The sequence below is a fragment of the Amphritea atlantica genome (assembly GCF_024347255.1).
GTDB classification, from domain to species: Bacteria; Pseudomonadota; Gammaproteobacteria; order Pseudomonadales; family Balneatricaceae; genus Amphritea; species Amphritea atlantica.
In genome coordinates this window covers 4,008,585-4,019,961 of sequence record NZ_AP025284.1, presented here as the reverse complement: position 1 = coordinate 4,019,961, position 11,377 = coordinate 4,008,585, and the positions used below count along the sequence as shown (strand labels likewise).

General features: G+C 50.7%; 12 protein-coding genes and 1 rRNA gene. 12 read left to right on the top strand and 1 reads right to left on the bottom strand.

Going from position 1 to position 11,377, the window contains the following annotated elements; translation table 11 throughout:
* Positions 1 to 3 precede the first annotated feature (3 nt).
* The 3 genes from rrf (at position 4) to OCU43_RS22245 (ending at position 1,311) form a co-directional block, all read left to right on the top strand.
* Positions 4 to 119, top strand: a 5S ribosomal RNA gene (gene rrf / locus OCU43_RS18650).
* A 501-nt stretch (positions 120 to 620) separates the two neighbouring features.
* Positions 621 to 881, top strand: a complete 261-nt coding sequence (locus tag OCU43_RS18645; RefSeq protein WP_091357871.1) for an FAD assembly factor SdhE — start codon at positions 621 to 623, stop codon at positions 879 to 881.
* Positions 859 to 1,311, top strand: a complete 453-nt coding sequence (locus OCU43_RS22245; protein WP_338024075.1) for a protein YgfX — start codon at positions 859 to 861, stop codon at positions 1,309 to 1,311. Before OCU43_RS18645 ends, OCU43_RS22245 begins: the two co-directional genes overlap by 23 nt.
* Here the strand turns inward: OCU43_RS22245 and nadB are convergent.
* Positions 1,292 to 2,887, bottom strand: a complete 1,596-nt coding sequence (nadB, locus tag OCU43_RS18635) for an L-aspartate oxidase (protein WP_091357866.1) — start codon at positions 2,885 to 2,887, stop codon at positions 1,292 to 1,294. The genes OCU43_RS22245 and nadB overlap by 20 nt on opposite strands.
* 251 nt (positions 2,888 to 3,138) lie before the next feature.
* Here nadB and rpoE point away from each other — a divergent pair, with 251 nt between their 5' ends.
* The 9 genes from rpoE to era all read left to right on the top strand — a co-directional run bounded on the left by rpoE (position 3,139) and on the right by era (position 11,368).
* On the top strand, positions 3,139 to 3,723 hold the full coding sequence (rpoE, locus tag OCU43_RS18630; protein ID WP_091357864.1) for an RNA polymerase sigma factor RpoE: 585 nt from the start codon (positions 3,139 to 3,141) through the stop codon (positions 3,721 to 3,723).
* A gap of 119 nt (positions 3,724 to 3,842) precedes the next feature.
* The gene (locus tag OCU43_RS18625) at positions 3,843 to 4,694 is read left to right on the top strand and encodes a MucB/RseB C-terminal domain-containing protein (RefSeq protein WP_091357861.1); all 852 of its coding nucleotides are present in this window, start codon (positions 3,843 to 3,845) and stop codon (positions 4,692 to 4,694) included.
* A 6-nt stretch (positions 4,695 to 4,700) separates the two neighbouring features.
* Positions 4,701 to 5,135 carry a SoxR reducing system RseC family protein gene (locus tag OCU43_RS18620; RefSeq protein ID WP_091357859.1) on the top strand — a complete coding sequence of 145 codons (435 nt, stop codon included), beginning with the start codon at positions 4,701 to 4,703 and terminating at the stop codon, positions 5,133 to 5,135.
* Positions 5,136 to 5,173: 38 nt separating this feature from the next.
* Positions 5,174 to 6,577, top strand: a complete 1,404-nt coding sequence (locus OCU43_RS18615; protein ID WP_261832948.1) for a DegQ family serine endoprotease — start codon at positions 5,174 to 5,176, stop codon at positions 6,575 to 6,577.
* A gap of 159 nt (positions 6,578 to 6,736) precedes the next feature.
* Positions 6,737 to 8,536, top strand: a complete 1,800-nt coding sequence (gene lepA, locus OCU43_RS18610; RefSeq protein WP_091357854.1) for a translation elongation factor 4 — start codon at positions 6,737 to 6,739, stop codon at positions 8,534 to 8,536.
* A gap of 11 nt (positions 8,537 to 8,547) precedes the next feature.
* Positions 8,548 to 9,357 carry a signal peptidase I gene (gene lepB / locus OCU43_RS18605; protein WP_091357850.1) on the top strand — a complete coding sequence of 270 codons (810 nt, stop codon included), beginning with the start codon at positions 8,548 to 8,550 and terminating at the stop codon, positions 9,355 to 9,357.
* Between the two features lie 21 nt (positions 9,358 to 9,378).
* Positions 9,379 to 9,753 carry a DUF4845 domain-containing protein gene (locus OCU43_RS18600; RefSeq protein WP_091357847.1) on the top strand — a complete coding sequence of 125 codons (375 nt, stop codon included), beginning with the start codon at positions 9,379 to 9,381 and terminating at the stop codon, positions 9,751 to 9,753.
* Positions 9,753 to 10,436 carry a ribonuclease III gene (rnc, locus tag OCU43_RS18595; RefSeq protein ID WP_175483512.1) on the top strand — a complete coding sequence of 228 codons (684 nt, stop codon included), beginning with the start codon at positions 9,753 to 9,755 and terminating at the stop codon, positions 10,434 to 10,436. Before OCU43_RS18600 ends, rnc begins: the two co-directional genes overlap by 1 nt.
* Positions 10,433 to 11,368 (top strand): GTPase Era, encoded by a 936-nt coding sequence (gene era / locus OCU43_RS18590; RefSeq protein ID WP_091357841.1) that lies wholly within the window; start codon positions 10,433 to 10,435, stop codon positions 11,366 to 11,368. Before rnc ends, era begins: the two co-directional genes overlap by 4 nt.
* Positions 11,369 to 11,377 lie beyond the last annotated feature (9 nt).

The window sequence follows — 11,377 nt, the reverse complement described above, 5'->3', positions numbered from 1 at the left end:
TTGCTTGGCGACAATAGCGAGATGGAACCACCCGATCCCTTCCCGAACTCGGAAGTGAAACGTCTTAGCGCCGATGGTAGTGTGGAGCTTCTCCATGCGAGAGTAGGTCATCGCCAAGCACCTAATTACGAAACAGCCCCGATCATGAAAATGATCGGGGCTTTTTTCGTTTAGACGCCGCTACGCGGCTTGCTAGAACGGCGCTGCGCGCTTGTTGTAGGAGGGACGCCCCCGTCGCGATGTTTTTCTAGCAAAAGCAAAAGCCTTCTTATCAGGGAGCATAGGCAATCTTCACAGAAAAGATATTTCGTTCTCTGAAGAAGCTAAGGCCCTGTAGCGAGCGACGCTAGCATGCCCTCTGGGTACCCGTCGCGATAGCTTTTTCTAGCAGGAGCCGAAGGCTCCGTTCTGGCAAGCGACGCAGTCGCGTCTAGCGAGCTGCGAAGCAGCGGTCTAACTACTGCTCTTATGCTCTTATATGACTCTCGTCATTATTAATCTGAACCATTTGCTGTTTGGCTTGCTAGGAAGGGGTATTGTTTTATATATTGCCTACCTCGCAATTCAGGCTTGGTGCGATAACCGCGAGAACTACTCTCCCATAAATAAGCAGGTAGATAATGTACACCGAAGAAGATATTCGCCGTTTACGCTGGCAAAGCCGAAGAGGTATGCTGGAACTTGATGTGTTGTTTGTTCCTTTTGTTGAGGAAGCTTTTCAGGATCTGGACCCCGAAGACCAGGATCGTTTTGTTAAGTTGCTTGCCTGTGAGGACACAGAGCTGTTTGTCTGGCTGATGGAGCGGGAAGAGGCAGAAGATCCCGATATTCAACGTATCGTGCGGATTATTCTGGATCGTGTTCAGCCCCCTGCAAGTTGAAATATATCCTTCCGTTACTGCGCGGTATCTGTTTCTACTACTTGCTGCGCTGTCGGTTTTTTCGGTATGGCTCTCAGGTCTTAGTTTTACCATTAAGGTCGTTCTATTTCTGGCCTGTTGCTGTTACCTGATCTATTGTTGGCCCCGTATAATTATGCTGACAGATGCAGGTTCAGTATCCGGTATTCGCTGGCTTGCGGAACGCAAAGCAGTGGTTGTCTGTTTACGGGGGAGTGGCTGGGTGGAGGTTGAAGCAATACAGCAGCGGCTGACTTCGCCTCTGCTGTTGGGGCTTAAGCTCAAACTCCGTGGCCAGCAACGCTCTGCATCCGTGCTGATCTGGCGGGATAGTGTTACTGCAGAACAATTCAGAAAGCTGCAGGTTTTACTCAGGTTTGCACCGCCACCGGTCAGCGCCAGTCATAGTTAACTGGTGTCAGGATGGTGTCTCTTGCTTCAGCACCACTCTCCGGATAATCCAGTGTATAGTGCAGGCCCCGACTCTCCTGGCGCTGCATCGCTGAACGTATAATCAAATCGGCAACGACAGCCAGGTTTCGCAGTTCCAGCAGATCCCGGCTGACCTTATAGTTACTGTAATACTCACTGATCTCCTGCTGTAACAGGTCAACCCGGTGTTTAGCGCGCTGCAGGCGTTTGTTTGTTCGTACAATGCCGACGTAATCCCACATAAAGCGACGCAGTTCGTCCCAGTTGTGAGCGATAATGACGTCTTCATCGGAGTTGGTTACCTGACTTTCATCCCAGGCGGGGATCTCAGGCAACTTTCCCAGCGGGTGGTTGTGACTGATAATGTGCCGGGCGGCGGATGAGGCGTAAACAATGCATTCAAGCAATGAGTTGCTGGCCAGCCGGTTGGCGCCATGCAGGCCGGTAAATGAGGTCTCGCCGATAGCGTATAACCCTTCTACATCACTCATACCGTGCTGATTGGTCATGATACCACCGCAGGTATAGTGGGCCGCCGGAACCACTGGAATCGCTTCCCGGGTGATATCGATGCCATACTTCAGGCAGCGCTCATAGATTGTTGGGAAATGTTGTTTAATAAACTCGGCCGGTTTATGGGATATATCGAGAAAAACGCAGTCGCAACCCAGTCGTTTCATCTCGTGGTCGATCGCTCTGGCGACGATATCGCGGGGGGCAAGCTCACCACGTTCATCAAACTTATCCATAAAACGGCTACCATCCGGTAGTCGCAGTTTTCCGCCTTCGCCGCGTACGGCCTCAGAGATCAGAAATGATTTTGCTTGTGGGTGATAGAGGCAGGTCGGGTGAAACTGATTAAACTCAAGATTGCCAACCCTGCAACCTGCCCGCCAGGCCATCGCAATACCGTCTCCTGAGGCTCCGTCGGGGTTGCTGGTATAGAGATAGGCTTTGCTCACACCCCCGGTCGCCAAAACGGTTGAGCCTGCTTTAAACACATCCACATGGCCGGTGTTGTGGTTAAGGACGTATGCGCCGATACAGCGATTATCAGGCAGGTTAAGTTTATGTCGGGTAATCAGGTCTACTGCAATGCGATCTTCAAACAGGTCGATGTTGCTGCAGGCCTTCGCCCGTTCAATCAGCGTCTGCTGAATGGCCTGGCCTGTTGCGTCGGCAGAGTGGATGATGCGGCGGTGACTGTGTCCACCCTCTTTGGTCAGGTGGTATTCATTACCTTCCCGGGTAAATGGAACACCTTGCTGGATCAGCCAGTCGATACTTTCTTTGCCATGTTCGACGGTAAAAGTAACGGCGTCTTTGCGGCTGAGGTTTGCCCCAGCGGTGATGGTATCCTGGATATGTGCCTGAGTACTGTCAGTATCATCCAGTACCGCGGCGACTCCTCCCTGAGCCTGATAGGTAGAGCCGCTGGTCAGGCTGGCTTTGCTGAGTACAGCAATTCTGAAGGTGTCAGGCAGTTGGAGGGCAAGTCCGAGTCCGGAAGCGCCACTACCAATTATCAGGACATCATACTGAAACTCATCACTCATTGCTGACTCTCTACTGCTATCGATATAAGTGGCTAATTATTGCCCGAACCGGTGACGGGGGCCAGTGTGGCAGTGAAAATATTGAATTTTTTTTCAACATAATGGAACTTAGTTACGCTACAGGGCTCTTACGATATAACTTAAGTTCAGCTCTGGTAAAGGGTTGCATAAAACAGGGGGTGGCATTCATACTTCCTTGAGGCTGTAAGCAGCTACATTAGTTTGGAACTGTTCATACAATAAGGAATCGAATGTCCAGCGAAAGCCAAGCATCGATAGATCATAAGCTGGTCAGGCGTGTTCAGGAAGGTGATAAAACCGCCTTTGATCTGTTGGTTAAAAAATACCAGCATAAAATTATCGGCCTGATTGGGCGGTATGTGTACGACCATCATGAAGCGATGGATGTGTCACAGGAAGCGTTTATTAAAGCCTACCGGGCGCTGCCGAATTTTCGTGGTGACAGTGCTTTCTATACCTGGCTTTACCGGATTGCGATCAATACCGCTAAAAATCATCTGGTGGCAAAGGGACGAAGACCGCCGGATATGGATGTCGATGTTGATGATGCGCACCATATAGAAGGTGATAGCGGGCTAAAAGATATTGAGACCCCGGAAAACAGTTTGTATCGGGATGAACTGGCCAGAGTGGTCAGGGATGCGATGGATAAACTTCCACAGGATCTCAGAGCTGCGTTGTCACTGCGCGAGTTTGACGGGCTGAGTTATGAAGATATTGCTCAGATTATGGATTGTCCGGTGGGTACCGTGCGCTCACGAATCTTCCGGGCCCGGGAGGCGATTGATAAAGAGATCGCCCCCTTATTGAATTAAAGCAATGGTTTTTATTGTAGTACGGGACCGTTGAATTGAATTGTTTAACAGAGTGAACTGGGTGTAATGATTTCTCCAGACACTGTTAAGCAGATACTTAATCCGTTAGGAGTTGGCTAATGAGCGAACAACCCAAAGAAGCGCTTTCTGCATTGATGGACAATGAAGTGGGTGACTTTGAGTTACGCAGCCTGTTAAAGCAGAGTGCTGACAATAAAGAGTTGTGCGGACAGTGGCAGCGTTATCATCTGGCCAGTTCACTACTGAAAAATGAACAGTTGGGTGCCGGTGATATCAGTGCCGCAGTAATGGATGCTGTTGAGTCTGAGCCCACGTTCAGTAAGACAACGGCTGACTCTCCGGTGAACACTGGTATTTCGGGTAAGAGCTTCTTTAAGCCGCTGATTAGTATGGCTGTTGCCGCATCGGTTACTGCGGTGGTTATTTTGGGGGGACAGAATTTTGCTGTTAATTCGACATCTCCTGTGGACAGCGGACTAGCTCAGGCTCCGGCGCCCAGTACGGCCACTGTGAAGCCGAGCTTTGCTCCCTCCCGCGATCTGATGCGTGCTCAGTTTGGAGCCCCTCGCATATCGCATCAGAGTGGTAATAGTGATGACAATATCATCCGTTTTAATGCCGGGTTAAACAGTTATATCCGCCAGCATAATGTGTTGCGCGAGGGAAAACTGGTGAGCTCTTCTCCAGGCTGGATTCCGGAGGGGTATACACCGGTTAAAAATGCCATGGCTCCGGGGGCTGAACTGACCGTATTCAGTAATGGGGTTAACTCTTTTACCCTGAGTATTGAACGGACGGGTGATGCGACTGTTCCTGAAGGAGCGACACAGCTGGGTAATATGGTTGCGGTCGGGAAGAAAGTGGATGATCAGTTCTTCGTCACCGTCGTGGGCGATGTGCCTCTGATGGTTGCCGACCGTGTGGTTAACTCTATTGAGAAGATACAGTAATTCACCATGCTTGAAGAAAATGGCCGTGTAGTTCGTCTTGACGACGGAACGGTATGGGTTGAAACGATTAAGCAAAGTGCCTGTTCCAGCTGTAGCGCACAGAAGGGGTGTGGGCAGAGTTTGTTAGCCAAGATAGGTGATGGTAAACGGCTGGAGATTCAGGTTGATAATCCTCAGCATCTTGAGGTCAGCGTGAATGACGAAGTGACCTTAGGCGTGGGTGAACGATCTTTTCTTACCGCATCCTTGCTGGTTTATCTGCTGCCTCTGTTGGCGATGTTTATCACTGCAGTGGCAGCGCAACGTTACGGCCTTTCCGAACCCGGTGTTATTTTAAGCGCTGGCTTCGGTCTGGCAGGTGGTTTTGTCATAACCCGATTTATCTCTGGCCGAATAAGCCGGAACTGCAGTTACCGACCGGTGCTGCTTCGCAGAGTCTGATTTACGTGTAGTAATAACTGATATACAGGACAAACGATATGAAACTAGTCAGAGCGACTTTTAGTCTGGTTCTTTTCTGGTTGTGCGTGAGCAGTGTGCATGCAGCGCTGCCAGAATTTAAGGATCTGGTTAAGCAGGCATCCCCTGCTGTAGTCAATATTAGTACGGTCCAGCAAGTCTCCAGTCAGGTTCAGGGGATGCCGGATATGCAGCTCCCGGATGGTCAGGATATTCCGGATATCTTCCGTCATTTCTTCCGCATTCCTGAGGGCTATGGTAATGCGCCGCGCCATAAAGCCCCTCAGTCTCTCGGGTCCGGCTTTATTATCTCGGAGGATGGTTACATTCTGACCAATCACCATGTGGTGGCAGATGCGGATAAAGTGATCGTCCGCCTGAGCGACCGGCGGGAACTTGAAGCTAAGATAATCGGTTCAGATAAGCGCTCCGATGTGGCGCTGTTGAAAATTGATGCAACGGATCTTCCGGTAGTAAAAATTGGTGACTCAGACAAGGCAGAAGTAGGTGAGTGGGTACTTGCTATCGGTTCGCCATTCGGGTTTGACCATTCTGTTACCGCAGGTATTATCAGTGCTACAGACCGTAGCCTGGCAAATGAAACCTATGTGCCATTTATTCAGACTGATGTTGCGATTAATCCGGGTAACTCCGGTGGCCCCCTGTTTAATATGCAGGGCGAAGTGATCGGCATCAACTCTCAGATCTACCCCCGTTCTGGCGGCTTTATGGGGCTGTCTTTCTCCATCCCGATGAATGTTGCGATGGAGGTGGTCGATCAGCTTAAAGATAAAGGTAAGGTAAGCCGGGGCTGGCTGGGTGTTATTATTCAGGAGGTGAATCGCGATCTGGCTGAGTCTTTTGGACTGGATAAACCCGGTGGTGCGCTGGTTGCCAAAGTTCTGCCCGACAGCCCGGCAGAAGCCGCAGGTATTCAGGAAGGCGATATTATCTACAGTTTCAATGGCAATATGATTGATCGTTCTGGTGACCTGCCTCACCAGGTAGGACGTATTCCGCCTGAAACCGATGCCCGGGTTGGGGTTGTCCGCGATGGTAAGAAACAGACTATTACTGTGACCATCGGTCTGTTGCCCTCACAGGGTGAGGAGCTGAAAACAGCAGGTCAGATGGAAGAAAAAGCATCGGCCAACCGTTTGAATATTCAGGTCAGTGAGCTGGATGATCAGCTGCGCGAACGTCTCAGTGTGACAGAGGGTGTCGTGGTTCGTCAGGTAGCGAATGGTGCCGGTGCAGATTCAGGCCTGATGGTGGGGGATGTGATCACCATGCTCAATGGTGAAGAGATCGATTCAGTCGATACCTTTGCTGGTGTTGTTGAAGCATTGCCGGATAATAAAGCGGTGCCGATGCGTATAGTACGCCGTGGCAGTCCCATGTTTATCCCCCTCAAACTCAAATAGACCACAGTGATTCAGAGGGGCTTCAGGCCCCTCTGTTTATTTTCCGATCTGTTTCTCTTTGATGGTCGTTACAGCTGAAATACGGTACACTTGCCCGCTTCAGAATTGCGCCCTGACGATGGGGTTGCATGGTTAAATTTATTAGCTGGTGATTCCGTAGTGAGTAAGCTCGAACACATCCGTAACTTTTCCATTATTGCCCATATCGACCATGGTAAATCTACCCTGGCCGATCGCTTTATTCAGACCTGTGGCGGGCTGTCAGAGCGTGAGATGGCGCAGCAGGTCCTGGACTCTATGGACCTGGAACGTGAACGCGGAATCACGATCAAAGCCCAGAGTGTAACGCTGAACTACACCGCTCAGGATGGCAAAACCTATCAGCTCAACTTTATCGATACCCCCGGACACGTGGACTTCAGCTACGAGGTGTCCCGTTCTCTGGCCGCCTGTGAGGGGGCATTGCTGGTTGTGGATGCGGCGCAGGGAGTTGAGGCTCAATCGGTTGCTAACTGTTACACCGCCCTGGAGCAGGGGCTGGAAGTATTGCCCATTCTGAATAAGATGGACCTGCCTCAGGCGGAACCAGAGCGGGTACGGACAGAGATTGAGGAAGTGATCGGTATTGAGGCCGACAATGCGGTTGCCTGTAGCGCCAAAAGCGGCATGGGTATCAATGATGTTCTCGAAGCTCTGGTCAAGTACATTCCTGCCCCGGAAGGTGACCCTGAAGCACCTTTGCAGGCACTGATTATCGACTCATGGTTTGATAACTACCTGGGCGTGGTCTCGCTGGTGAGGGTAAAGCAGGGAACTCTGCGTAAGAAAGATAAAATTCTGATTAAATCCAACCGTCAGGTTCAACCGGTCGATGGCGTGGGTATCTTTACTCCCAAGCGTACCGAAACCGGCGTACTTCGGGCCGGTGAAGTGGGTTATGTGGTTGCAGGCATCAAAGATATTCACGGTGCGCCGGTGGGCGATACCATCACCCATGCCAAAACCCCCGATGTTGCATCCCTGCCGGGCTTTAAGCGGGTTCAGCCGCAGGTATACGCGGGGCTTTTCCCAACCAGTTCCGATGATTATGAAGATTTCCGTGAGGCGCTGGATAAGCTGACGCTGAATGATGCTTCGTTATTCTTCGAACCCGAATCCTCGGATGCGCTGGGCTTTGGTTTTCGCTGTGGTTTCCTGGGCATGCTGCATATGGAGATTATTCAGGAACGACTGGAACGGGAATACGACCTGGATCTGGTCACCACCGCCCCCACCGTAGTGTATGAGCTGCTTCTGACCAATGGTGACGTGGTTAAGATTGATAGCCCCTCCAAACTACCGGATCCGGGCTCAATCAAAGAGATGCGTGAGCCTATTGTTGAAGCCAATATTCTGGTACCACAGGAATACCTGGGTCAGGTTATCGGTCTCTGTGTGGAAAAGCGTGGCATACAGAAAAATATGAATTTTGTTGGCAATCAGGTTCAGGTCTCTTATGAGCTGCCGATGGCAGAGGTGGTGCTGGACTTTTTTGACCGGCTGAAGTCTGTCAGTCGGGGGTATGCGTCACTGGAGTATAATTTTGTTCGCTTTGAGGCAGCCCAACTGGTGCGGCTGGATATTCTCATCAATGGCGAGAAGGTTGATGCTCTGGCCGTCATTCTGCATAAAGATAATGCGCCCTACCGTGGGCGTCTGCTGTGCGAAAAGATGAAGGAACTGATCCCCCGGCAGATGTTCGATGTTGCCATACAGGCAGCTATCGGCGGGAAGATTATCTCCCGCACCAACGTCAAGGCGTTGCGCAAGAACGTTATCGCCAAGTGTTACGGTGGTGACGTGAGTCGTAAGAAAAAGCTGTTGCAGAAACAGAAAGAAGGTAAGAAACGAATGAAGCAGGTGGGCAGAGTTGAGATTCCTCAGGATGCCTTCCTTGCAGTTTTGAAAGTTGATAGCTAGGACGTAATTGCATGGATTTTGATTTTGCACTGATATTGGTCGTACTGACCTTTCTGGCCGCCCTGGGGTGGGTGTATGACCGGGTGGCGCTGGCTGGCGCTCGTAAAGCCCGTATCTCTGCCGCTCAGGGTGCCGGAGGGGAGATCCCTGAGGCTACCCTGGAGCAGCTGAGTAAAGAGAACGGTGTGGTGGATCTGTGTCGTTCACTGTTTCCTGTGTTACTGGTTGTACTGATTCTCCGCTCATTCATTGTTGAGCCGTTTCAGATCCCTTCCGGATCGATGAAGCCGACGCTTAAAATCGGTGATTTTATTCTGGTTAACAAGTGGCACTATGGTTTCCGGCTGCCGGTTCTGGGCACTAAAGTAATACCGATGAACACGCCACAGCGGGGTGACGTGGTAGTGTTTAAGTATCCCAATGACCCGAGTGTGAACTATATCAAACGGGTGGTAGGATTACCGGGTGACCGGGTTGGATATCAGAATAAAACGGTTTATATCAATGGTCAGCCACAATCACAGACACTTCTGGAGCAACTGCCACCGCAGAATCCGCAATTGCTGCTGATGGATGAGACGCTGGGGGATGTTTCTCATCAGATCTACCGTGATGTTGCTCCGCCCCGCAGGCCTGCGGAGTGGGTGGTGCCTGAAGGGCAGTACTTTGTGATGGGGGATAACCGGGATAACAGTAACGATAGCCGTTTCTGGGGCTTTGTTCCTGATGAGTTACTGGTTGGTAAAGCATTCGCCGTGTGGATGCACTGGCAGGGCTTCTTTACTCTGCCTGATTTCAGTGATGTACGAACTATCCATTAAAAAGGAAAATTGGGGTCAGTTATGTCAATGCGAAATAAACAGCAGGGCGTGTCTTTTTTCTCTCTGATGATCATTCTGATCGTGGCGGGAATCTTTTTTGCAGTGGGGATGAAGCTGTTCCCGGTCTATTGGGATCACAGCCTGGTGACCTCAATGATGGAGGAGTTGGTTGACGAGCCGGAAACTAAGAAGGACTCTCCAGCCGAGACCCGACTGAAAATTTCGAAGCGGTTACGTATCAATCAGGTTAATCTTCCGGTTCAGAATGCCATTACCATCGATGTGAAAGAGGGTATAAAAACCCTGACCCTGCAATACGATGTAACAGTGCCTATGTTTTATAATGTTGATGCTGTGGTGAAATTTCATGAGCAATATGAAGTGGTTGTCCGTTGATTATCAAGCCTGCTACCGACCTGGCTAAAAAGCTGGGTTATCAGTTTAAAGATGAGAGTATGATCGAACTGGCTCTCACCCACCGCAGTCACGGAAAACGCAATAATGAACGGCTGGAGTTCCTTGGCGACTCGATCCTCAATTTCGTGATTGCAGAGGCGCTGTATCGGCGTTTTCCCGAAGCCAAAGAGGGGCAGCTCAGCCGGCTGAGGGCGCAGTTGGTTAAAGGGGAAACCCTGGCCGAGCTGGCCCGCGAGATGAAGCTGGGGGATTATCTGCGGTTGGGCTCCGGAGAGCTCAAAAGTGGTGGATACCGACGGGATTCCATTCTGGCAGATACGGTTGAAGCGATCATCGGTGCGATCTATCTGGACAGTGATATGGAGTGTTGCCGGCCCTATATTCTCAACTGGTATCAGTCACGTCTGGAGCAGACATCCCTGCTGGATACACAAAAAGATTCCAAAACCCGGTTGCAGGAGTTTCTGCAGTCCCGCCGTGCACCATTGCCAGACTATGAACTGTTATCTGTGAGCGGTGAAGCCCACAAACAGACCTTTGAAATTCGCTGTGCTGTGTCTTTGCTGGATCAGCCCACCGAAGGCAAGGGAAGCAGTCGCCGTCAGGCTGAGCAGAATGCTGCTAAGAAAGCGCTTGATAAACTGAAGGTGGTTAAAGCATGAGTCGCGACCTGAGTTATCTGTTAGATCAGCCCAACGACAATCAGCACTGCGGTTTTGTTGCCATTATCGGCCGCCCGAATGTGGGCAAATCGACATTGATGAATAAAATTCTCGGCCAGAAACTGAGCATCACCTCGCGCAAACCTCAGACCACCCGGCATCAGATTGTTGGTATTAAAACCGAAGGTGATATGCAGGCGGTTTATGTCGATACCCCTGGACTGCATAAAGATCAGGACAAAGCGATCAACCGTTATATGAACAAAGCGGCCAGCTCAGCGCTGCGCGATGTTGATGTGGTGGTGTTTATTATCGACCGTACCGCCTGGACGGAGGAGGACGAGATCGTATTTGAAAAGCTGGGCGGTATTAAGTGTCCGGTGATCCTGGTGATCAACAAGATCGATCAGTTGGACGATAAAGAATCGCTGTTACCCCACCTGGAAGCGCTTTCCAGGAAGATGGAGTTCCTGGAGATCATTCCGATATCCGCAAAGATCGGCACCAGTGTCGATCGTCTTGAAGCCGTCATCAATGAGCAGTTGCCGAAAAGTATGCATTTCTACCCGGATGATCAGGTGACTGACCGTAGTTCCCGTTTTCTGGCAGCGGAGCTGGTGCGTGAGAAACTGATGCGCAATCTTGGCGATGAGGTGCCCTACGGAACGACGGTTGAGATTGAAGAGTTTAAGCGTAACGAGCGGGGGATTCTGATTATCAGCGCGCTGATTCTGGTTGAACGTGAAGGACAGAAGCGGATCGTGATCGGCGACAAGGGCGACAAGATCAAAGGGATCGGCCGTGATGCCCGTCTTGATATGGAAAAGATGTTTGATTCCAAAGTGATGCTTAATCTCTGGGTGAAAGTGCGCAGTAACTGGTCCGATGACGAGCGGGCGCTGCGCAGCCTGGGATATAACGATATAGAGTAATTATGGGCA